Source organism: Micromonospora sp. NBC_01638 (genome assembly GCF_045209745.1).
Lineage (GTDB): Bacteria > Actinomycetota > Actinomycetes > Mycobacteriales > Micromonosporaceae > Micromonospora.
Genome location: NZ_CP109273.1, coordinates 2,901,347 through 2,923,921 on the forward strand (window position 1 = coordinate 2,901,347; position 22,575 = coordinate 2,923,921).

Below are 22,575 nucleotides of genomic sequence, written 5' to 3' on the forward strand. Positions count from 1 at the left end.
ACGTCCGCGAAGTGTCCGCCCGGCCGACGGGAGTTCCGCTAAACGAGTACTTGACACCCACGTTGCGGATACTACTATCCGCAGTGTGGAAAGTCATCCGGGTTGCCGGAGGCCGTATGGCCCGCCGCGCACGACGGAGTGACACCGGCTGGCTGACGTACAGGCACCCGGCACTAGCGCATCACCCCTCTGATGCCAGCCCCCTCGCAGCACCACGCACGTCCACGTACCGGGAGGTCCCCCGTGCCACACCGAAACCCCCACCGCCGCCTCCGGGCGGCGGCAGCGGCGTTCACCCTGCTGCCCGTCCTCGCCGCCTGCACCAGTGGGGCGGGGGGTGAGGACGTCGGCTCCGGAGTCAAAGCCGGCCAGGTCGACGCCAACAAGGCCAAGGTCGCCGACGGCGGAACGCTCGCCTACTCGATCGAGGTCGACGTCAAGAACTGGAACATCCTGCACGCCACCGGTGACGTCTTCGGCTACCGGCAGATCCTCAACCCCGTGCTTCCGCACGCGATGATCTCCCTGCCGGACTTCACCATGGCCAAGAACGACGCGCTGCTCACCGAGGCCAAGGTCATCAAGGACTCACCGCAGACCGTCGAGTACCGGATCCGCCCGGAGGCCACCTGGTCCAACGGCACGCCGATCACCGCCGACGACTTCAAGTACACCTGGCAGGTCCAGGACCCGCAGCAGTGCCCGACCTGCGAGCCGGCCACCCAGGCCGGGTACGACCAGGTCGCCTCAGTCACCGGCAGCGACAACGGCAAGACCGTCACCGTCGAGTTCAAGAACACCTACCAGCCATGGCGGCTGATGTTCCCGCACCTGCTGCCGGCGCACATCGCCGCGCAGCACGGCGACCTGGCCACCTCGTTCAACGACTACTTCAGCACCACCGTGCCGACCTGGTCAGGCGGGCCGTACCTCATCGACCAGTACGTGCCGAACCAGTCGGTCACCATGAAGAAGAACCCCAAGTGGTACGGCGACGGCCCGCACCTCGACCAGCTCGTCTTCCGGATCCTCACCGACGAGCGGCAGGCCGTCACCGCGATGGCCAACAACGAGATCCAGGTCGTGGTGCCCCGCCCCACCCTCGACCTCGTCCAGCAGCTCAAGGGCATCAACAACGTCACCACCGCGCTGGCCTCGGGTCTGGTTTACGAGCACCTGGACATCAACACCGCTCACCCGGCCCTGGCCGACGTCGCCCTGCGCCGGGCGATCTTCACCGCGGTCGACCGGCAGGCGATCATCGACAAGACCATCGGCCAGTTCGCGGCCGGCAGCAAGCCGCTGGGCAACCGCAACTTCATGCCCGGCCAGAAGCTGGACGGCGTCGACGCGTACGCCGACAACGTCACCTCGGCGGGGCTCGGCGACGGCAACATCGAGGCGGCCAAGAAGATCCTCACCGACGCCGGCTACGTGATTGGCGACGGCCGGCTCACCGACCCCAAGGGCAAGCCGGTGCCGCCGCTGCGGATGCGCTACAGCAAGGGCAACCAGGTCCGGCTGGACACCTCTGTGCTGGTCCAGAACCAGCTCAAGCAGCTCGGCGTCACGCTCCAACTCCAGGAGACCGACAGCCTCGGCACCACGGTCAACACCGGTGATTTCGACCTGATCGTCTTCGGTACCAACCTGGACGTGATCGCGACCGCCACCGCCCAGTCGGTGTTCGGCTCGAAGGGCACCCACACCGGCTACAAGGACCAGGATATCGACGGCTGGCTCAGTAACGCCGCCCGCACCCTGGACCCGCAGCAGGTGATCGACCTGCTGAACAAGGTCGACGCCCGAATCAGCGAGCAGGCCGTGACGCTGCCGATCTACCAGACGCCGACTCTGATCGCGTACCGCAGCGACCTCGGCAACGTGCGGCCCAACGCGACCCGCTTCGGCACCAGCTACAACACTCAGGAGTGGGGTATCAAGAGTGACGGCTGAGCTCCGGCCCGGCCGGGACTTCATTGTGGAGGTCCCGGCCCCGGCCGTGGAATTCAACGAGGTCTACCGCAACTTCGTCGGATCGGCCGGCTACTTTGTGGCGAACAACATCTACAGCCGGCTGGTCGTCTTCGACACCGGTTCCCCGGCGGCCTACCCGGATCTCGCCGAGCACTGGGAGATGGCCCCCGACGCCCGGACGCTGCGGTTCCAGCTCAACCGGCACGCCCGCTGGCACGACGGGGAACCGGTCACCGCCGAGGACGTCGCATACACCCACCTGACCGCGCTGGCCCACGGGTACCACGCCGCGTCGTTCCTGCACGACGTGCAGGACATCGAGGTCCTCGGCCCGCACGAGCTGCGGTACGTGCTGCGGCGACCCAACGCCGGGTTCCTCGCCCAGCTGGGCAACCTGGTGTTCGCCCACATCCTGCCCAAGCACCTGTACGAGGGCACCGACTGGGCCACCAACCCGTACAACCAGCAGCCGGTCGGCTCGGGACCGTTCCGGTTTGTCGAGCACGTGCCCGGCGAGCGGGTGGTCCTTGAGGCATGGGACGGGTACTGGGGTCCCCGTCCCCAGATCGACCGGGTCATCCTCGACATCGAACCCGACCTGGACGAGGCGGTCCGCAAGGTCGCCGACGGGCGGGCCCACTACATGGTCCAGGACGTGCTCACCTTCCCCCGGCTGCACCTGGCCGAGGGGAGCACAACCGCCTCGGTGTGGCGCAAGCGCGGCCCCGGCATCGCCGTGCTCGGCTTCAACCACACCCAGGACCGGTGGCGCGACCAGCGGGCCCGGACCGCGGTCGCGCACGCCGTGGATCGCCGCCGGCTGGCCCCGCTCGCCGATCCCGGCTGGTCCGAGCCGTACGCCCACTACCTGCCACGCACCGTGGACTGGGCGTTCGCCGAGGACGCCACCGCGCCGGCCCACGATCCGGCGGAAGCGGTCCGGCTGCTCGACGCTGCCGGCATCACCTCAGCCGGCCACCAGCCGGCACTGCGGCTGGCGTACATGAAGACCTTCACCGGACACGCCGGCATCGCCGCCGCGGTCGCCGAGGACCTGCGGGCCGTCGGGCTGGAGGTCGACGTCGTCGGCCTGGACTCGCAGACCTGGGCGCGGCAGATCGGCCGGGACGCCGACTTCGACCTGATCATAAGCGGCGGCAACATGGTCCCCGACCCGGAGATCACCGCCAGCCGGTTCGAGACCGGTGGCGGGCGCAACCACGCCCGACTCTCCGACCCGGAGGCCGACGCCTGCTACGCGGCCGCCCGAGCCACCACGGACCGGACCCGGCGCGGCGAGCACTACCGGGAGCTGCAACGGGTCTGGGCCCGCAACGTCGACTGGGTGCCGCTGTTCTGGTACGCGGCCTACTACCTGCGCAGCGACAGCTTCTTCGGCTGGCCGGACCAGGTTGGCTTCCGGGTGCCGTTCTGGCACTGGGGCCGGATCCGGCCCGCCTGACCCGCCGCCGGCCGCCCGGACATCCCGGGCGCTGATCTTCCGTAACGGCCTGGGCATCCCCGGGCAACCCACTACACCGAGGAGGAGACTTGGACGAGTACATCGTCGTCGTACCCGAGGGCACGACCGAGATCAACGAGTCGTACCGCAACGTCGTCGGGGGCGCCGGCTACTTCGTCGCCAACAACATCTTCAGCCGCCTCGTCGTCACCGAGGTTGGCGGGGCCGCGTCCTACCCGGACCTGGCGGAGCACTGGGAGTGCCTGGACGGCGCCCGGCGCTGGCGGTTCACCCTCAACCGCCACGCCCGCTGGCACGACGGCCAGCCGGTGACCGCCCACGACGTCGCCTACACCCACCTGACCGCGCTGGCCAACGGCTACCACGCCGCGTCCTTCCTGCACGGCATCGCCGACATCAAGGTGCTCGACGACCATCTGATCGAGTACCACCTGGCGGAGCCAAACGCCGCCTTCCTCACCCAGCTCGGCAACTTCGCCGCCACCCACGTCCTGCCCAGGCACCTGTACGAGGGCACCGACTGGGCGACCAACCCGTACAACCAGAAGCCGGTCGGTTCCGGCCCGTTCCGGTTCGTCGAGATGGAGCCCGGCGGGCGGATCGTGCTGGAGGCCTGGGACGGGTACTGGGGGCCCCCAGCCGGCGTCGACCGGGTCACCATCGTCGTCGAACCGGACCTCGACGAGTGCGTCCGGATGATCGCCGACGGCCGGGCGCACTTCGCCCCGCAGGACGTGCTGACCATGAAGCGGCTCCCGCTGGCCGAGGGCTCCGCCCACGCCACCGTCTACCGCGAGCGCGGGCCCGGCGTGGCGTTGCTGAGCTTCAACTACCGGCAGGAGCGGTGGGCCGACCGCGGGCTGCGGCTGGCGATCGCCCACGCGGTGGACCGCAGCCGCCTCGAGCGCTTTGCCGAGCCGGGCTGGTCCGAGCCGTGGGCGAACTTCTTCCCCGGCAGCAGCTTCGCCGTGGCCCGCGACGTCACCGCCGCCGGGCACGACGCGGCATCAGCCGAGAAGCTGCTCGACGAGGCCGGCTACCCGCGCGGTGCCGACGGGCGCCGACTGTCGCTGCGCATGTTCTACATGGCGACCTTCGACGGCCACGGCGGGCTGGCCCGCAGCATCGCCGAGGACCTCGCCGCGATCGGCGTGCACGTCGAGTTCGCCGGCCTGGACTCGGAGACCTGGGCGCGGCAGATCGGCCGGGACGGCGACTTCGACCTGACCATCAGCGGCGGCAACATGATGCCGGACCCGGACATCACCGCCAGCCGGCTGGAAGGCGGCGGGCAGCGCAACCACCTCGCGTTGGCCAACCCCGACGCCGACGCCTGTTACGTCGCCGCCCGGTCCACCACCGACCCGGCCGAGCGGATCGAGCACTACCGGCGCTTGCAGGAGGTGTGGGCCCGGGACGTCAACGTGATCCCGCTCTTCTGGTACTGCATCTACCTGCTGCGCAGCAACGAGTTCTATGGATGGGCCGACCAGGTCGACTTCCGGATCCCGTTCTGGCACTGGGGACGGCTCCGGAAGATCACCGGCGGCGAAGGCTGACCGGCAGCGGGCGCGGGAAGGTTCCTCATGGAGATCGTGGGCTTCGCCCTGCGGCGGCTGCTCGTCGCCATACCGGTGCTGTTCGTGTCGACGTTCCTGATATTCCTGGCCGTCGCCAAGTCTGGTGATCCGCTGGCCGAACTGCGGGAGCGACAACCACCGGTACCGCCGCACACGATCGCCGCCGAGGAGGCACGGCTTGGGCTGGACCAGCCCGTGCTACAGCGGTACTGGAACTGGCTGACCGGGGTCCTCCAGGGTGACCTCGGTCCGTCGGTGGACCGCAACGCCGACATCGGCATGGAGATCGGCTCGCGCCTGGGCATCACGATGCGGTTCGTCCTCATCGCGATGCTGATCGCGACCGTGCTGGCGATCCTGGTCGGGGTCGTCAGCGCGGTCCGCCAATATTCCTGGCTGGACTACCTGTTCACCTCGACCGGCTTCCTGTTCCTGGCGATGCCGTCGTTCTGGCTGGCGGTGCTGCTCAAGCAGGGCGGCATCGAGCTGAACACCCTGGTCGGTCATACACTGATCTACACCGTCGGCGACAGTTCGGTGATCCCGCCGCCCACCCTGGGCGGCCGGATCGCCGACCTCGCCGGGCACCTGGTGCTGCCGACCATCACCCTGGTCCTGATCAATTTCGCGGCATGGAGTCGTTTCCAGCGCTCGTCCATGCTGGACGTGCTCGGCAGCGACTACGTGAAACTCGCCACCGCGAAGGGGCTGCGGCGGCGGACCGTGCTGCGCAAGTACGCCCTGCGCACGGCGCTCACCCCGCTGGTGACGGTCATCGCGCTGGACTTCACGGCCGTGTTCGCCGGGGCGGTGGTCACCGAGACCGTCTTCCAGTGGCGGGGCATGGGCGACTACCTGCTGGAATCCATCAACGGGCGGGACGTCAACGCCGTGATGGCCTGGCTGCTCGTGGCAGCGGTCGCCGTGGTCGTGTTCAACCTGCTCGCCGACATCCTGTACGCCGCTCTCGATCCGAGGATCCGCCGTGTCCGCTGAATCGCCACCGGTGTCCGCCAACGCCGCCACGCCCGGACAGCGGCGCACCGTCCTCGCCCGGTTCCGTCGGCACCGGCTCGCCGCCGCCGCGTCGGTGGTGCTCGTCCTCGTCGCGGTGTTCGCCTTCGTCGGCCCGCTGCTGTGGCGCTACGGGCACGACGAGATCACCCCCGACAACTCGCAGCCACCGTCGGCGGTTCACCCGCTGGGCACCGACTCGCTCGGCCATGACCTGCTCGCCCAGGTGATGCGGGGCACCCAGCAGTCGCTGCTGATCGCGCTTACCGTGGCGCTCGGCGCGGCACTGGTTGGCACCGTGATCGGCATCGTCGCCGGGTACTACCGGGGACGTACCGACGCGTTGCTGATGCGGCTGGTGGATTTGTTCCTCACCGTGCCGACGATCGCGGTCGCCGCCGTGCTCGGGCACAACTTCGCCGGCAATGGCGGTTGGGTGCTCATCGCGGTCGTCCTCGCCGCACTGATGTGGACCAGCGTCGCCCGGGTGGTCCGCGGGGTCGTGCTCGGCCTGCGGGAACGCGAGTTCGTCTCGGCCGCCCGGGCGCTGGGCTCCTCCGATCTGCGGATCATGGTGCGGCACATTCTGCCCAACGTGGCCGCCCCGATCATCGTGTCGGTGACCATCCTGGTCGCCACCGCGATCCTCGCCGAGACCGCGCTGTCGTTCATCGGCTTCGGGGTCCAGCCCCCGGACACCTCGCTCGGCCTGCTGGTGGCCAACGCCCAGTCCGCGGTCGCCACCCGTCCCTGGCTGTTCTACTTCCCGGGCCTGGTCATTCTGCTCATCGCGCTGTCGATCAACTTCATCGGCGACGGGCTGCGCGACGCCTTCGACCCGACCCAGACCAAGGGGCCGCGGCGCCGCCGGTACCTGGCCCAGCCGGCGGCCCGCATCGACCCGGTACCCGACGATGTGTTGCTGTCGGTCCGCGACCTGCGGGTGGTGTTTGCCGCCGACAACGGCGACGTGCCGGCAGTGCGCCACCTCGACCTGGACCTGCGCCGGGGCGAGGTGGTCGGCCTGGTCGGCGAGTCCGGCTCCGGCAAGTCCGTCAGCGCCGCGGCGCTGATGGGACTGCTGCCGCCCACCGCCACCGTCAGCGGTTCGATCCGCTTCGCCGGCCAGGAACTCGTCGGGCTGGCCGAACCACGGTTCCGGCGGCTGCGCGGCAGCCGCATCGCCATGGTGTTCCAGGACCCGATGTCCTCGCTGAGCCCAGTGCACACCATCGGCGACCAGGTCGCCGAGGCGGTCCGGGTCCACCAGGCCTGCACCCGGGCCGCGGCCCGGGCCCGCGCCGTGGAACTGCTGGACACCGTCGGGATCCCCGACGCCCGCAACCGGCTCGGCGACTACCCACACCAGTTCTCCGGCGGGATGCGCCAACGGGTCGTGATCGCCATGGCCATCGCCAACGATCCCGACCTCATCATCGCCGACGAACCCACCACCGCCCTGGACGTGACCGTGCAGGCCCAAGTGCTCGCCGCGCTGCGGGCGGTCCGGGAGCGTACCGGCGCGGCAATCCTGCTGATCACCCACGATCTCGGCATCGTGGCCGAGATCGCCGACCGCATCGCGGTTATGTACGCCGGCCGGCTGGTCGAGGTCGGCACCGCCGCCGACGTGTTCGACCACCCCGCGATGCCCTACACCCGAGGGCTGCTGAACTCGGTACCCCGCCTCGACCGGCCCGCCGACGAGGAACTGTGGGCGATCCCCGGTTCACCGCCGACGATGACCGCGCTGCCGCCGGGGTGCGCGTTCGCCCCGCGCTGCACGATCAGCACCCCGGACTGCTCGGTGGCGGTGCCGGATCTCGTCCCGGTGGCCGCCGGCCACCGGGCCGCGTGCCTGCACCTGCCCCCGCACGATGACCCTCCCACCGGAACCCGCCCCCACCTCGCCGATCCCGGAAAGGCCGTGACGACATGACCAACCGCACGCCGCTACGAGCCCCGGCCGGAGAACGTCGACTCTTCCGGTTCCCCGTACTCACCGACCTGGACGGCTCGGAACTGGCCATCCACGCCCACGCGGTGACCGGCGCTGCCGACGGGCCGACGCTCACCCTGCTGTCCGGGGTGCACGGCAACGAGTGGTTCTCGCACGCGGTGCTGCGCGCGGTGCTGGCCGGCACCGACCCGGCCACGCTGCGCGGAACCCTGGTGGTGGTGCCGGCCGCGAACCCGTACGCGCTGCGCACCGTCACCCGGTACTCCAACGACATCCAGCAGGTCGGCTTCGTCAACCTGAACAAGGCGATCCTGCGCGACACCGAGTCGATTACCGGGCGGACCGGCCGGGTGCTCGTCGAGCAGATCGTCGAGCGCTCCACCCACCTGCTGGACTTCCACCCCGGCCCGTGGGGCAGCACCTGGGGCGTTGTTCTCTACGACGCGACCGGTCCGCTGTCCACGGCCAGCCGGGAACTGGCCGTGGCTTTCGGGATGCCGTACATCCAGGGTGAGGACGCCGCGGTCGTCTTCCCGAACTCGGTCTTCGACGCCGCCACCGCAGCCGGGGTGCCATCCATCGGCGTCGAGGTCGGCGGACTCGGCTTCGGTTTCCGCAGCGAGGACGAGTGGGTCGCCCGCAACGTTGACGGCGTCCGCCGGGTGATGGCCTCCCTGGGGATGCTCGATGAGCCGGTAACGTCCCGGTCGGTCACGGACGTCGAGGTGGCCTGGGACCTGCGGCCCACCTACGGCGGAATGCTGGTACCCGAGATCACCGAGGAGCGGCTGCTGACCGCCACCACCGAGGGGGAACTGCTCGGCCGGCTGCTCTCCCCGGTCGACCTCACCGTCCTCGAGGAGTACCGCTCGCCCGGCGACGGCATCCTGCTCTCGGTGCCGCGCAGCCATCCGGTGCACCCGCACAACTTCGGCTTCGTCATCGGCCGAACCCGTCGGAGCACGTCATGACCGGCGAGGTGCTGCTGGAGGTGGAGGGGCTGACCAAGCACTTTCCGGTCCGACGGGGCGGCCTGATCCGCCGGCAGATGGGAGTGGTCAAGGCGGTCGACGGCGTCTCGTTCCAGCTGCGTGCGGGCGAGACGCTGGGCGTCGTCGGAGAGTCCGGCTGCGGCAAGTCCACCCTCGCCAAGCTGCTGACCCGACTGGAACAGCCCACCGACGGGCAGATCCGCTACCGGGGCACCGACATCGCCGGCCTGCGCGGACGGGAACTACGCGACCTGCGCCGGCGAATTCAAGTCGTCTTCCAGGATCCGTACTCCTCGCTGGACCCGAGAATGACCGTCGGCCAGATCATTGCCGAACCGTTCACCGTGCACGGTGAACTAGGCACCGCCGAACGGCGCCGCCGCCGGGTCCAGGAGCTGCTGGATACCGTCGGCCTCAATCCCGAGCACGTCGACCGGTATCCGCACCAGTTCTCCGGTGGACAGCGGCAGCGCATTGGCATCGCCCGCGCGCTGGCGCTGCAACCCGAGATCGTGGTCTGCGACGAGCCGGTGTCGGCGCTGGACGTATCGGTCCAGGCGCAGGTGATCAACCTGCTCCGGACGTTGCAGCGGGACCTCGGCCTGGCGTACATCTTCATCGCCCACGATCTGTCCGTGGTGCGGCACATCTCGCACCGGGTCGCCGTGATGTACCTCGGCACCGTCGTGGAGACCGGCACCGTGTCGGAGATCTTCGACCAGCCGGCGCACCCGTACACCCAGGCGTTGCTCTCCGCCGCGCCGGTGCCGGACCCGCATGCCCGACGCGAGCAGATCCTGCTCCGGGGTGACCCGCCCAGCCCGGAGAACCCTCCCAGCGGCTGCCGGTTCCGGACCCGTTGCTGGCAGGCGCTCGACGCCTGTGCGGTGGCGCCGCCAGCCCTGGTCGAGCGCGACGCCGGGCATCCGGTGGCGTGCATCAACGAGGTTCCCCCGAACACGCGACGGCTGCCGATCGTCGCCTGAGGGCCCCGCACCCTCGAAAGCCGGACTCCCCGTTGAGGTGTGAGCGAAATGGTGGACGGCCTGCCCAGCGAAAGCGATGTTTTGATCTTCATCGTCCACGGACGCGTCGAGGAAACTGTTGGCGGCGCTGCGAGTCGGCGCGGACCGTGGCCTCGGGCAGGCCGCCCCGCACGATTCTGGCCGCGTAATCGGCGCGGGTCACGTCCGACTCCACGAAGCCGACCGGGTCGGCGAGCGCCGCGACCCGGTCCTGCGCCCGGTCGAGATCGCGGCGCTCGGCGGGGTCGCGTCGCGAAGCACGGCGACGATGTCGCCGAGCGCTTGGACACTGAATCGGCGATACACCCAAGCCCTCCTGATCGTTGAGCCAATACCCCCGAACCGGGCTGTTGCTGAATTGGAGGACAGGGTGCCGAACTATCCGAAGGCAATCGCCCCGGACGACCGCGTTGAGCCGGTGCCGCGCCGGATCCGCGCCTACCTTGCCGACGAACTGGTGCTGGACACCAGGCGGGCGCAGTACGTGTGGGAGGAGCCCTTCTACCCCCAGTACTACATCCCGGTCGCCGACGTGAACCGTAGCCTCCTGATCGATGAGCACCGCACGGAGCGGATCCGGTGTGGGACCGGGCGGGTGCATGGGCTGCGGGTCGGCGACACGTCCCGTCCTTCGTCCGCCCGGTGGTACGGAGACGACGCGCTGCCAGGGTTGGCGGACACCGTGCGGTTCGACTGGGCCGCCATGGACAGCTGGTTCGAGGAGGACGAGGAGGTCTTCGTACACCCCCGGAATCCGTATGCCCGGGTGGACGCGATTCGGTCCACTCGTCACGTGCGGGTGGAACTCGACGGGGTCGTGCTGGCCGAGTCGGCGTCGCCGGTGCTGGTCTTCGAGACCGGTCTGCCGACTCGCTACTACCTCAACCGGACTGAGGTGAACTTCGGGCACCTTGTGCCGTCAGAGACGACGACCTCCTGCCCGTACAAGGGCCGGACCAGCCGCTACTGGTCCGTGCGTGTCGCCGGCACGGTCCACCCGGATCTGGCCTGGTCGTACACCTTCCCCACCGCGGCGCTCCTGCCGATCGCCGGGCTGATCGCTTTCTACAACGAGAAGGTCGACCTGATCACCAACGGGGAGCGACTCAGCCGGCCGAAGACGCACTTCTCCTGATCGCGGGCCGTGGGTGGTTGCCGTAGGCCATTCCGCCTGCCGTCGACCCGGCGGGCCGAGCAGGCCAACGCCCGGCCCGCCAGCGTCGCGGAAAAACTGATCGAACTCTTGAGACCGACGTGCAGGTCTCGAGACGCGGCGCAGGCGCCGATCCTCGACCGCGCACAACGTCACGCGACCGGATGCTGCCCGAGTCCGCGGTCGCGGGCGCGCGCGACGAGCGCCGCACGGTCGCGTGCCTGGAGCTTGGCGAGGATGGCGGCGACGTGGTTGCGTACGGTTTTCTCGGAGAGGACGAGCTTGGCCGCGATCTCATGGTTGCCGAGCCCTGCCGCCACGAGGCCGAGCACCTCGTGCTCGCGATCGGTGAGCTCTGGGAAGACCTTGCCCGCGGCGGTGGGCGGCCGTGTCGCGTACGCGGCGATCCGGCGACCGATCTCTCCGCCAAATATGGTGCCGCCTGCGGCGACCGCGAGGACGGCGCGGGTGATCTCCTCGCGCTCCGCGCCCTTGAGCAGGTAGCCGCGGGCGCCGGCGCGGACCGCGGCGAGCAGCCGCTCGTCGTCGGCGTGCATCGTCAGCACGAGCACCCCGAGGTCGGGGAAGCGGGCGGTGAGCATGGCGAGGGCACTGAGCCCGTCGACCCCGGGCATCTCGAGGTCGGTGAGCGCGACCTCGGGCGAGAGTTCCTCCACGAGACGGACCAGTTCCGCGCCGTCGGCGGCCTCGCCGACGACTTCGACGTCGGGTGAGGAGGCCAGCGCCGCGCGCAGGCCGAAGCGGAACATCGGGTGGTCGTCGGCGACGACCAGACGCACGGGGGCGGATGCATCGACCGACATGCTCATGCGACCCGCACCGCCGTCGGTACCCTCAGCGTCACCGTGGTGCCCGTGTCCGACGAGCTGATCGCGACCTCGCCGCCGAGCTCGCGGGCGCGTGCCCGCATCGAGGCCAGGCCGATCCCGCCGCGCGGCGGCCGGGACGGGTCGAATCCTGCGCCGTCGTCGCGCACGTCGATAACGAGGTTGTCGTCCTCGTCGCCTCGCACGCGCACGTCGAGTTGCGTGGCGCCGGCGTGGCGGACGGCGTTGGTCACCGCCTCGGCCACGACCCGGTAGGCCGTCTGCTCCACCCTCGGCGGCAGCACGGGCAGCGGACCGACCTCCACGCTGACCGGCAGGGTCGCGGCCACCGAGACGACCCCGCGCCGGATCGCCTCGGCGAAGCCGCGCTCCTCGAGCGCCGCCGGCTGCAGGTCGTCGAGGATGCGACGCACCTCCGACACGGTCCCGGCCACCTCGGCTCGGAGCACCCCTGTGATCTGCAGCGCGGTGGTCGCACTGGACGCCCGGATCGCGTCCTCCAGTCCGGCAAGCCCCAGTCCCATCCCCGTCAGGGCGGGCCCGAGCCCGTCGTGCAGCTCGTGGCGGAGCCGTTCGCGTTCCCGGGTGCGGGCGTCCACCGTGGCATCCCGCTGCGCTTCCAGCTGTTCGGCCAGGCCCCGCGCGTGGAGCACGGCGGCCACCTGCGCGGCCAGCGCGGCGAGCATCCGTTCCTCGCGCCGTGCGAACCCCTCCTGCGGCCATTTCGGCGCGACCTCGAGCACGCCGAGCGGCATGTCGCCGACCGCCAGGGTGGCGCTGAACGCCGTGGCGGGAAGCTCGACGTCGGGCTGCAGGTCGCCGCTGCACGCGATCACCGATCGGGAGGCGTCGCGGATCCGGGCGCCGGGGGCGCCGACCGACCGCCGCACGGCGGCGAGTACCGCGTTGAGCAGTTCACCGTCGGTGTCGGCCGGCGCGCCGACGTGCGTGCCGATCTCGGCTACGACCCGCACCGGATCCGCCCGCGGTGAGGCGTCGATGCCCAGCAGACGATAACGCAGCACAGCGATCGCGATCGCCGCCGGCAGCAGGTACAGGCTCGTGACCTGAGCGACCTGGGCGACCAGGCTGTCGCCGAGCAAGTTCACCACGAGGATGAGGATGACGCTGCCGAGCAGCCACGCGAGCTGCTGGCGTCGCGGCGCGGCCGACCTGGCCAACCTGACGGTCGCGAGCACCCAGATCGTCGCCGCACCGGCCAGGTACACGACGAACGACACGGTGCCGAGCGGGCCGTCCGACGGCTGCCCCGCGAGCCAGTGCAGCTGGATGAGCACCGCGCCGAGGGCGACGACGCCCACCGGCCCCCACCAGGTACGTCCGGGCGGGCGCCCGGTGGGGAAGAACGCGGGCAGCGTGCCCAGCATCGTCATGATGCTCCATCCGCCGACCAGGGTGAGGACCAGTCCGGGAGCGCGTGCCATCCGGTCGCCCGCAGCCGCTGCGGGGCCGAGCCATTCGGCTGCGGCGAACGCCTCCTCGGTCATCGAGAGCTGGGTCATGGCCCCGACGACCAGGAGGAGCCAGCCGATCGCGTTGGCGGGGCGGAGCCAGGCGAGGAGCGCACCGGCGACGGACCATCCGACACCGACCAGCGTGCCGGCCAGCGCGAGCGCGAGGGGAAGCCGTGCGCCGTAGGCGGCCGCGGCGAACCCCTCGGCCGTCGCGCCCGCCAGGCCGGCCACGCCGACGAGTACGGCGACTGCGCCGACGAAGACTCTCGGAACCCACATGGGGATCAGTCTGGAGCCCGTGCGCCCGGGACGCCACGGGCCAGTGTCCCGTTCGGCCGGGCACATCGCCCGAGTCGACGGGTTCCCTCGCCCTGTCCCGGGGCGCCCTCGTGCCGCGACGCTGGTCGAGCACGACCCAGTCCACCAGTTCATGATCCGGAGGAGATTCCATGTCCCTGTCCGCCGAAGCGTTTCCGGCCGTGCCCGCGTCGCCCACGCGAGTCCGTCGCCACATCGCGTTCCGCATCATCGTCGCCGCGATCGCGCTGCTGCTCATCGTCGGATTCGGCGTGTGGCTGTCAATCCTCACGCCGTGGGTGAGCTTCGCCGACACCATTGACCACGGCTGGACCCGCACGCCGGAACTGCACCGGATGGCCGACACCGTGAGCGCCGCGGTCATGGGCGCGGTCGGCGCCGCCGGCATCGTCCTCGCCGTACTGCCGCGCCGGCGGTCGGCGCTCACCGCCTGGTTCGTCGCGATGGTCGCGGCGATTGGCATCACCAGCGTGGTCTCGTCGGCCATCCAGGGTCAGGACCTCGTCGGCGCTGCGATCTTCGCGGTCGGATGGCTCGCCCTGCTCGTCGTGCCGATCGTGCTCCTCGCGCCCGACCGTCGCAGCCTGCCCGCAGGCGGTGTCGCGTCGGAGGACCGACCGCGCGGGCTGCTCTTCGCGGCGCTCTGGGCGCTCGTCGTCGCAGGAGCCCTCATCGCGGTCGGCGCGATCGTCTGGCGGCTCGCCGGCGGCATCATCGAGAACCCGCGCGAGGACGACATCATCGGCTTCGTGCTGCTCGGCCTCGCGTTCGTGCTCGGCGGGGCGCATTGCCTCCGCGCCCGCGAGGGCTGGCGCACGCTCGCGATCATCCTGGCCGCGGTGACGGCGTACGCCGTCGTGGCTGGGGTGTCGCTCGCGCTCGGCTGACGCTGCCCTTGCCGACAACCTCGTCCGCGCAGGTCACGCGGCGTTCTCGTACTCGTGGAGGACGCCGCCGAGGCGATCGCGTCTTCGGATGTCGAGGCGGGTGAGTCTGTCCGGATCGGCGATCGGTGCGGGCAACGGGTGCAACGGGCACGCGTTTTCGCGATGCCCTGATGTGGACGGTGGCCGTTGTAGAACTGTTCGAACTCGCGCAGCGCGTGGAGCAGGTGCCGTTGGTTCCAGATCATGGTCCGATCCAACAGTTCATGGCGGCAGGTCTGTACCCACCGTTCCATGATCGAGTTCATGCGGGGTATCCGGACGCCGCTGAGCACGACGTCGATGCCCGCGTCGGCGAGGACGGTGTCGAACAACTCGGGGAACTTTCCGTCCCGGTCCCGGATCAGGAACCGCGCCCGGCAACCGGTGTCCTCGAGGTCCATCACGAGGTTCTTCGCCGCCTGCACGGTCCATGCGGCGGTCGGGTGCGCGGTGGCGCCCAGGACCCGGATCCGGCGGCTGGCGTGGTCGATTACCGCGAACACGTACAGCCGCGCTCCGGTCAGGGTGACCGTCTCCAGGAAGTCGCACGCCAGCAGGGCGTCGGCCTGGGAACGGAGGAAGTCGGCCCAGGTGCTGGAGGTCCGCTCGGGCGCCGGGTCGATCCCAGCCTCCTTCAAGATCTCCCACACGGTCGAGGCGGCCACTTCACGCCGAGGACGAGCAGTTCGCCGTGCAGCCGCCGGTACCCCCAGCCGGGATTCTCCCCCGCCAGGCGCAGCACCAGGGCGCGAATCGAGTGCACGGTCCGCGGCCGGCCCGGGCGCTTAGACCGAGACGCGTCTGCGTGACGACGGGCGACCAGGTTGCGATGCCAGCGCAGCACCGTGTCCGGGCGCACCAGCAGCCGCACCTTGCATAGCACGTCGCGCGGCACCCGGTGCAGCAGCGCTGCCAGCAACCCCCGATCACTCGCGTCGAACCGCACCCTCTCCGTGCCCAGCTGCCTTTCCAGCACCATGATCTGATGGCGCAGCGCCAGGATCTCCACGTCCTTGTCTCGATCGCTCATCGGCAGCAGACGCAGCATGGCGAACGCGTTCGTCACACCCAGGTAGGCCAGTCGCAGCAGCACGGCCGACCATCATGCCGCAGCGATCGCCAGCCGCGCGAGAGCCCCAGCGAAAGCAATCCGGGTCGACATCCCGGACGCCCCCGCGCACCGGCTCCTACCAGGGCGGATGAGATTTTCGGCAGGGGCAGGGCCAGCGCGCACGGTTCGATCGGTAGCTGTTTGCCTGCGGTGTGGACCTGTCCCGACAACGCCTCAACGTCCTCTGGGCCTGCATCCGCGACAAGACCCCCTACCAGCCCGAACAGCCAAGATCCAAAGCTGCGGCAGCATGCAAACTCGCGTAGAGACTCCAGATACCCGTTCCGCAGCCAATCGGTTCAGATCACGGGGACAGCGTGGTCCGTCCCTGCGCCGCCGGTCGGCTCGGCCGAAGGCCCGACTACCACATAACGGACGGCATGGGCACCTCCGTGCCGTAGGCGAACCAGTCGTTCCACTTGCGGACGTCGGCCGAGAACGCCTCCGAGGTCGACGGTGCGACGAAGACATCCGCGGCATTGCCCCTGGTGAAGGCGACCACATCGGCACGACCGTCGCCGGTGAAGTCGCCCGCGCCGGGGACCGCCACGCCACCGGCGAAGTCGTGGTGCCAAACAGTCGGATCACCGAACAACCGCGTGGCCCAGTAGCCGGCCATCGAGAGGGCCACCCGGACGAACGGCGCGTCGCCTCGGGAGAACTCCGCTACATCGTCGCACCCGTCGCCGTTGAAGTCGCCGACCGCCGGTACCGTGGTGCCCCGAGCAAAGCGGTAGCTCCAGAGCGTCGCAGCCGCGAACCGGTCACCCCGCGAGGAAGCGACCAGCACCCGGCCGGCCATGCCCCGCTCGAAGGCCGCCAGGTCGTCACGCCCGTCGCAGTCGAAGTCGCCGACCAGCGGCACCGCGTCGCCGCCGAGAAAGGAGTCGCTCCACCGCACGGTGGTGCCGACGAAGCCGGTCCCGTTCGACAGCGCCACGTACACGGTGCGGTTGACCGAGGGGCTGCCGAGGACGCCCCGGGTCACGGTCGCGATGTCGTCACGGCCGTCGCCGTTGAAGTCACCGACCGCCGGAGTCTCGTTGGACGCGGCGAACCAGCTGTGCCACCGCTGCGAGGGCCCGAACGACGATCCCGTCGACAGTGCCACGTAGACGTCTGCGCTGGTGCCACGGGTGAAGGTGATCAGGTCGGCCCTGCCATCGCCGTTGACGTCACCGACCATCGGGATCTCCTCACCAGCGCTGAAGTACTCGTGCCACTTCGTCCCGGTGCCGAAGCTCGACCCGGTGGAGAGCGCCACCCACACGTCGGCGGGCGTGCCACGTACGAAGGTGACGATGTCGTCGCGGCCGTCGCCGTTCACATCCGCCCCGGTACGTCCGAAACCGTCGTTGCCCGGACCGTTGACGTCGGTATAGAGCACCCGGTTGGGTGAGCCCCGATGGTCGGTGACCCGGTCCCGGCTCGCCTCGTTGATCAGGGTGGCCGCCACCAGAGCCGGTGAGGCGTCCGGGAAACGCTGGAGGTAACGGCCCGCCGCCCCCGTGACGTGCGCGGTCGCGATGGAGGTCCCGCCGGTCAGTCCGGTGCTGGTGTCGCTGGCATTCGTCGTGGTCGGCACACTCTCGCCCGGGGCGAACAGGTCCACACACCCGCCCCAGTTGGAGCTTGCGGTGCGGTCCTTCAACGCGTGCACAGCGGCGACCGTGACGACCGCCGGCACCCGGCCGGGGGAGGAGCCGCACGCGTCCTCGTTGCTCTGGCCAGCGGCCGCCACGACCGTGATGCCACGCCTGATCAACTCCGTGGCCGCAGCGTCGACCACTGTGCTGGGCGCCGATCGGAAGCTGAAGTTGGCCACGGCGGGGCGGACCGCGTTGACGGCGAGCCAGTCCACGGCCGCGAGGAGGGCCGCCGTGGTGCCGGCGCGGCAACCGATCCGTACCGAGTGCAGGCGGATCTCCTTGGCCATTCCGTGGACCCGACCGCCGACCACTCCCGCCATCGTCGTGCCGTGGCCGTTGCAGTCGGCTGACCCACCGGGGCCGGTGCCGGCATCGCCGAACGAGACGTCAGCGGAGGCCCGACCGTCGAAGTCGTGGTGGCTCTGCCGGATTCCGGAGTCGACCACGTACGCGTGCACGCCCGAGCCGTCCGAGTCCCAGCGGTAGATGTCGTCCATCCCCCGGCGCTGGTCGCTCAGGTCCAGCCCCCATGGCGCGTCCACCTGGTCGCCGAGGAACTCCAGCTCGACCTGCTGCTCGACGTACGCGATCTCGGGTTCCTTGCTGAGCGCGCGCGCGGTCTCCAGGGTCGTCGTGACCGCGAAGCCGCGCAGCACGTGCTGGTAGGTGAACTCCAGCTTGCCCGGATGGGTCGCCAGCAGCCGGTCGGCGGTCTGCTCGACGGTTTCCTCACCGGACTTCGGTTTCGCCAGGACCACGACGTAGCCGTCCTTGACGGCGTCCTTAGCCGCCGGCCGGAACTTCTCTTCGGCTGCGGCGGCCGACGGCCCGGGAGTGAGCAGCGCCAGGACCGTCAGTACGACGGTGGCCAGGGGAAGTCGGTGTCCTCGTCGTGCGATCGACATCGAATCTCCGATCTCAGTGGTGTCTGACGCCTGGTGCACCGGCCCGGCGACGGGCCGGTGCACCAGGCGAGAGTGCTCTGCTCAGGCTCTGGAGGCGCCTGCGGGGTAGCCGGTCACCACCAGCGTGACGGCCAGCAGCGCAACACCCTCCGGACGGCCACCCCTACTGTCCGAACGTGCCGGTGAAGCGGAGCCGACGACGCCGGGCCAAGAGGAACAGCACCGCCCCGGTGCCCACCAGCAACGACCCGGCCAGGGCGAACAGGGTGGTCCGGGCGCCGGTGACCGGCAATCCGCCACCGCCACCGGACGCAGGCGGGGCACCGGATGATCCGCCGGGCGTCGTCCCGTCCGAGGTCGGGGTCGGGGTCGGCGTGCCGCCGTCGGAGGTCGGGGTCGGCGTCGGGGTACCGCAGACCGGTTCGCCGACGGTGTGCCGGCCCAGTTCGCTGCCGCCCACCGCGTCGCGGACCAGCACAGCGGTTCCCGGTACGGCCGGCACGTCGACGCGGGCGTCACCACCGGCGGCCAGTACCGCGGTCCCGGCGACGCTGCTGCCGGCGAGGACCTCCACCCGGAACACCCCGCCGGCCGTGCTCGTCAGGTCGACCCTGACCCCGTCGCACCCGTCGGTGAACCGCACCTCGACCTCGTCCGGGGTGCACCGCTCCGGCTTGTCGTAGGTGCCGGATATCCAGTACGCGAAGCCGCTGCCCAGCGGGGTGACCACGTAAAACCGGGCACCGTCGGCGAGCCCGAGGTGTTCGTTGCGGCTGCCGGTCGCGACGGGTGCGACGTCCCGGCCGCCGACGCCCTCGATCAGCACCTGGATCCCGGTGATCGGGGTGGCCCCGAGGTTGCCGAACGTGAGGAGCAGCGCGGAACACTCACTGGCCGCGGCGACGGTGAGCTGCGGCGGGTTCACGCAGTCGTCCGGTGACCGGTGCAGGTAGTCGCGGGCGGGCAGCCCTTCGCGGCGGATCTCGAACCGGGCACCGTCCCGCGCGCCGTACTTCTGGCCGCCCCGGGCCCGCATCTCGAACTCGTCGATCACCTCGCCGTCGCGCAGCACGGTGGTCGCCCACGTCTCGTCACCGCCGATGGTGCCGGTGTCCCAGTCGAATGCGACCGCGCCGCACAGGTTCTCGAACCGGATCTCCGGCGGGTCCGCGCCGGCCGGGGTGGTGGCACCGAGGACGAGACCCCCGAGCAGGAGGAGTGAGCCGACGGCGGTGCCGAGCAGCCGACGGAGGAGAACGGGTGTGCGCATGCGGATGTGCCTTTCGGATGGGACGAGAGCCTGTTCGGGCCGCCCAAGCCCAGCACAGCTGCCGGCCCGGACACATGAGTGCCGGGGTACTCAATTCGGGTTCAGGCCGCCGGTGGGGAGGGCATCCCGCAGCTCCGCCCGTCCGGCGACACCGAGCTTGCGGTATGCCCGGTTCAGGTGGTTCTCCACCGTGCGCTCCGACAGGTGCAACCGCTGCGCGATCGACCTGGTCCGTTCGCCGGCCGCCGCGGCCAGCACGATCTGCTGTTCCCGGGCGGTCAGTCGGCCAACCGCCGTCCGTCGGCGCAGCGCCGGGGAGTTGACCGGTTCGGCGATCCGGGCCAGGTGGACGTCGACGACCAGCTGAGCCCGGGACACCCCGCCGGGCTCGCCGCGGGCCAGCCACCGGGAGTCGGCGAGGCTCGCCGCCTCGGCGGCGTGCAGGGGCATGTCGTACCGGCCGAACCGGTCGGCGACGTCGAGCAGGCCCTCGGCGTCACCGGCGACGGCTGCGGTGGCGTACCGGACGATGGCCGCGCCGAGCGCCCATCCGGGGTTGGGTGGGTGGCGGTCGAGCAGCCGGGCCGCTGCCCCGGCATCGCCGAGCCGGACCAGGTCGAGTGCGCCGAGGGTGGCGGCGCCGACGGCACCGAGCCGGGCGTGCTCGGCGACGGCGTCGGCGAGTACGACGATGCCTGCCCCGTCCCCCTGGGCCGCGCCGTGCCAGGCGCGGGCGCGGGCAACCTCCATGTCGAACAGTCGGACCGAAGCCGGACCGCTTGCGTACCGGTCCAGGTCGGTGACGACGTCGTCCACCTCGTACCCGAGCTGGACGCAGGCTTGCACGCAGACCGCCGAGGCCCAGCGGCATACCGGGCGCAGGCCGATGTCCCCGGCCACCAGGCGGGACTCCTGGGCCCAGCGCAGAGCCGTGCGGGGTCGGCCCCTGACCAGCGAGACCTGGGCCAGCACGAGAGCGTGCAGCGCCTGGCTGACCGGATCGGGCGGATGCAGGCTGGTCTCGTACCCCGCCAGGGCGAGTTCGAGCGCCGACCCGGGGTCTGGACGGTAGCAGTGCACGAGAGCGAGGAACGGGGAGATCCCGCTGCTCTGCATCTGGCTCGATCCGTGGTGGTGCCGGGCCAGCGGCAACGTCTCCAGGATCAACGCCTCCGCCTCGGCGATTCGACCGGCGAGCAGCAGCGCGCACCCGGCGGCGCAGCTGGCGGCGAGCCGGGACGAGACCGAACCGGCCCCGCGCAGGGTCGCCAGGGCCGGATCGATCACCGCGCAGTCGAGCTGGTACGACCGCAGGTAGAGACCGTAGGCGTCGAGCCCGTCGCGCCAGGGGTCGGACGGTTCCGGTGCCACCGGCCCGTCCGAGCGGGGGCGCCCCGACCCAGCCCCCGCCCGTCCGGACGCGAGCTCGAGCATGGTACGTGCGGCGTGCACATCGTCGGCGGCGTGCACGAGGATCTCGGCGTGCTGGATCGCCACCTGGCAGCGGTCCTCCTCCGTCCCGTTGACGGCGACCTGCTCGGTCAGCTCGACACAGAGCGCGACGGCTTCGTCTGTCCGTCCCAGGTGGGCCAGTGCCCGGACCGAGGCCAGCCCGGCCAGGATGCCGCCCCCCGCCGACCAGGCACGTTGAGCGAACCGCTGGGCCAGGGCGTACTCCCGGGTCAACGCGGCCCGTTCGGCGGCGGCCAACATGAATTCGCGGTTGACGGGGCCGCCGCCGTCGAGCCGCCACAGCGCGCTCCGGATAAGGTTTCCCGGCCCCGGCGGGCCCTCGGCTTCCAGCGCGTCGGCGAGCCGGCGGACGTGTCGCCGCCGGCCCAGGGCCGGGGTGTCGGCCCGGAGCAGCTCGCCGTAGAGCGGATGGCGGAGCCGGACCGCCGGGTGGTCACCGAGGTCCACGGCGATCAGCCCCCGGCGCTCCAGCGCTTCCAGCACCTCCTCTCCGGTAATGGCGGACGCCACCGGCAGGGGCACGGGTTCGCCGGCGGCGAGCAGTTCCAGTGCCTCTCGTTCCCCCGTGTCGGTGTCGGCGAGTCGACCCCGTATCAGCTCGGCCAGCCGGGGGACCGCCGTCATCGGACCGGTGAGCTGCCAGAGGCCGCCCGGGCGATTGAGCAGGCCGGTTTTGAGCGCCGAGGCGACCAGCTCGCGCAGGAAGAGCGGATTCCCGGCGGCGGCGTCGCGCAGGCGACGCAGCGTACGACCCTCCACCGGACCGTCCAGAGCGGCAACCAGCAGGGCGTCGGACGCCTGGGGACTGAGCGCGGCGAGGTCGATCCGGACGACGCCGGCGTCCTTCCACAGCGCGGTCAGCGCATCCCGGCCCGGCTCGTCGGTACGCGCCGTGGCGAGCAGCGTGATCAGTCCCTCGATGACGGCCTGGTGAAGTACGGCGAGGGATGTCTCGTCGAGCCGGTGGGCGTCATCGACGAACAGGATCGTTTGGCCCTGCTCGGCGAGGCGACGGAGGCCGAGCAGGCCGAGTTGCACGGGGCCCAGCCCGCCGGTCCGGCCGTCGACGGTCGGAAGCACCCCGGTTAGCCCGGCGAGCGTCAGGCCGGAGCCGGCGACCGGCCAGCGCACCGGCAGGATCCGGACGGCTCGTAGCCGGTCCGCCGCTTCCTGGGCTAGGCGGGTCTTGCCCACCCCGATCGGCCCGGCGAGCAACGCGCCCGGGGAGCCGGCGACCCGCAGCGCGGCCACCGCCGAGGCCATCTCCTTCTCGCGGCCGATCAGTGGCGACTCGGTAGCCGGCCAGGTCATGGCTGCACCCTAGTCCGGGTGCACCGACGGCCGGCTCAGGCGAACAGCGGGCGGCTCGTCGACGGACCGGCGGAGTCAGTGCCTGCCGGGGGTGTCTGTGACGGC

The 22,575-nt window shown here is 70.9% G+C and carries 15 protein-coding genes and 1 pseudogene; 9 read left to right on the forward strand and 7 right to left on the reverse strand.

Annotation, left to right across the window (positions count from 1 at the left end; genetic code table 11):
- The first annotated feature begins 243 nt into the window (after positions 1-243).
- The 8 genes from OG811_RS13740 (at position 244) to OG811_RS13775 (ending at position 11,166) form a co-directional block, all read left to right on the forward strand.
- Complete coding sequence (locus OG811_RS13740) at positions 244-1,956, forward strand: ABC transporter family substrate-binding protein (RefSeq protein WP_406074651.1); 1,713 nt, start codon at positions 244-246, stop codon at positions 1,954-1,956.
- On the forward strand, positions 1,946-3,439 hold the full coding sequence (locus OG811_RS13745; protein WP_406074652.1) for an ABC transporter substrate-binding protein: 1,494 nt from the start codon (positions 1,946-1,948) through the stop codon (positions 3,437-3,439). The genes OG811_RS13740 and OG811_RS13745 overlap by 11 nt, the downstream gene beginning before the upstream one ends.
- Positions 3,440-3,528: 89 nt before the next feature.
- Positions 3,529-5,019, forward strand: coding sequence for an ABC transporter substrate-binding protein (locus OG811_RS13750; protein ID WP_406074653.1), 1,491 nt, complete (start codon positions 3,529-3,531; stop codon positions 5,017-5,019).
- Between the two features lie 27 nt (positions 5,020-5,046).
- Positions 5,047-6,036 carry an ABC transporter permease gene (locus OG811_RS13755; protein WP_406074654.1) on the forward strand — a complete coding sequence of 330 codons (990 nt, stop codon included), beginning with the start codon at positions 5,047-5,049 and terminating at the stop codon, positions 6,034-6,036.
- Positions 6,026-7,993 carry a dipeptide/oligopeptide/nickel ABC transporter permease/ATP-binding protein gene (locus OG811_RS13760; RefSeq protein ID WP_406074655.1) on the forward strand — a complete coding sequence of 656 codons (1,968 nt, stop codon included), beginning with the start codon at positions 6,026-6,028 and terminating at the stop codon, positions 7,991-7,993. The genes OG811_RS13755 and OG811_RS13760 overlap by 11 nt, the downstream gene beginning before the upstream one ends.
- Positions 7,990-8,985, forward strand: coding sequence for a succinylglutamate desuccinylase/aspartoacylase family protein (locus OG811_RS13765; protein ID WP_406074657.1), 996 nt, complete (start codon positions 7,990-7,992; stop codon positions 8,983-8,985). Before OG811_RS13760 ends, OG811_RS13765 begins: the two co-directional genes overlap by 4 nt.
- The gene (locus OG811_RS13770) at positions 8,982-9,992 is read left to right on the forward strand and encodes an ABC transporter ATP-binding protein (protein WP_406074658.1); all 1,011 of its coding nucleotides are present in this window, start codon (positions 8,982-8,984) and stop codon (positions 9,990-9,992) included. The genes OG811_RS13765 and OG811_RS13770 overlap by 4 nt, the downstream gene beginning before the upstream one ends.
- A gap of 409 nt (positions 9,993-10,401) precedes the next feature.
- Entirely contained in the window at positions 10,402-11,166 is a 765-nt protein-coding gene (locus OG811_RS13775) for a DUF427 domain-containing protein (RefSeq protein ID WP_406074660.1), read from the forward strand.
- Between the two features lie 170 nt (positions 11,167-11,336).
- Here the strand turns inward: OG811_RS13775 and OG811_RS13780 are convergent, their stop codons facing one another.
- Both OG811_RS13780 and OG811_RS13785 read right to left on the reverse strand, forming a co-directional pair.
- A complete protein-coding gene (locus OG811_RS13780; protein ID WP_406074661.1) occupies positions 11,337-12,014 on the reverse strand; it encodes a response regulator in 678 nt (225 codons plus the stop codon).
- A complete protein-coding gene (locus OG811_RS13785; protein WP_406074662.1) occupies positions 12,011-13,786 on the reverse strand; it encodes an ATP-binding protein in 1,776 nt (591 codons plus the stop codon). The genes OG811_RS13780 and OG811_RS13785 overlap by 4 nt, the downstream gene beginning before the upstream one ends.
- A gap of 170 nt (positions 13,787-13,956) precedes the next feature.
- On the opposite strand from OG811_RS13785, the gene OG811_RS13790 reads away from it, so the two are divergent.
- Positions 13,957-14,712, forward strand: coding sequence for a hypothetical protein (locus tag OG811_RS13790; RefSeq protein WP_406076026.1), 756 nt, complete (start codon positions 13,957-13,959; stop codon positions 14,710-14,712).
- 221 nt (positions 14,713-14,933) lie between these two features.
- Here OG811_RS13790 and OG811_RS13795 read toward each other — a convergent pair.
- The 5 genes and pseudogenes from OG811_RS13795 to OG811_RS13815 form a co-directional block, all read right to left on the reverse strand.
- Positions 14,934-15,152 (reverse strand): annotated as a pseudogene (locus OG811_RS13795) (integrase); the annotation flags it as partial.
- A gap of 233 nt (positions 15,153-15,385) precedes the next feature.
- The gene (locus tag OG811_RS13800) at positions 15,386-15,844 is read right to left on the reverse strand and encodes a helix-turn-helix domain-containing protein (RefSeq protein WP_406074663.1); all 459 of its coding nucleotides are present in this window, start codon (positions 15,842-15,844) and stop codon (positions 15,386-15,388) included.
- 379 nt (positions 15,845-16,223) lie between these two features.
- Positions 16,224-18,416 (reverse strand): S8 family serine peptidase, encoded by a 2,193-nt coding sequence (locus OG811_RS13805; protein WP_406074664.1) that lies wholly within the window; start codon positions 18,414-18,416, stop codon positions 16,224-16,226.
- A gap of 163 nt (positions 18,417-18,579) precedes the next feature.
- Entirely contained in the window at positions 18,580-19,686 is a 1,107-nt protein-coding gene (locus OG811_RS13810; protein ID WP_406074665.1) for a hypothetical protein, read from the reverse strand.
- Between the two features lie 90 nt (positions 19,687-19,776).
- On the reverse strand, positions 19,777-22,470 hold the full coding sequence (locus tag OG811_RS13815) for a LuxR C-terminal-related transcriptional regulator (protein ID WP_406074667.1): 2,694 nt from the start codon (positions 22,468-22,470) through the stop codon (positions 19,777-19,779).
- Positions 22,471-22,575 lie beyond the last annotated feature (105 nt).

Excerpts from the sequence above, each read along its gene's own strand:
- OG811_RS13755 (WP_406074654.1), top strand. The coding sequence starts at position 5,047 with ATGGAGATCGTGGGCTTCGCCCTGCGGCGGCTGCTCGTCGCCATACCG.
- OG811_RS13765 (WP_406074657.1), top strand. The coding sequence starts at position 7,990 with ATGACCAACCGCACGCCGCTACGAGCCCCGGCCGGAGAACGTCGACTC.
- OG811_RS13770 (WP_406074658.1), top strand. The coding sequence starts at position 8,982 with ATGACCGGCGAGGTGCTGCTGGAGGTGGAGGGGCTGACCAAGCACTTT.
- OG811_RS13780 (WP_406074661.1), bottom strand. The coding sequence starts at position 12,014 with ATGAGCATGTCGGTCGATGCATCCGCCCCCGTGCGTCTGGTCGTCGCC.
- OG811_RS13785 (WP_406074662.1), bottom strand. The coding sequence starts at position 13,786 with ATGTGGGTTCCGAGAGTCTTCGTCGGCGCAGTCGCCGTACTCGTCGGC.
- OG811_RS13790 (WP_406076026.1), top strand. The coding sequence starts at position 13,957 with ATGTCCCTGTCCGCCGAAGCGTTTCCGGCCGTGCCCGCGTCGCCCACG.
- OG811_RS13805 (WP_406074664.1), bottom strand. The coding sequence starts at position 18,416 with ATGTCGATCGCACGACGAGGACACCGACTTCCCCTGGCCACCGTCGTA.
- OG811_RS13810 (WP_406074665.1), bottom strand. The coding sequence starts at position 19,686 with ATGCGCACACCCGTTCTCCTCCGTCGGCTGCTCGGCACCGCCGTCGGC.
- OG811_RS13815 (WP_406074667.1), bottom strand. The coding sequence starts at position 22,470 with ATGACCTGGCCGGCTACCGAGTCGCCACTGATCGGCCGCGAGAAGGAG.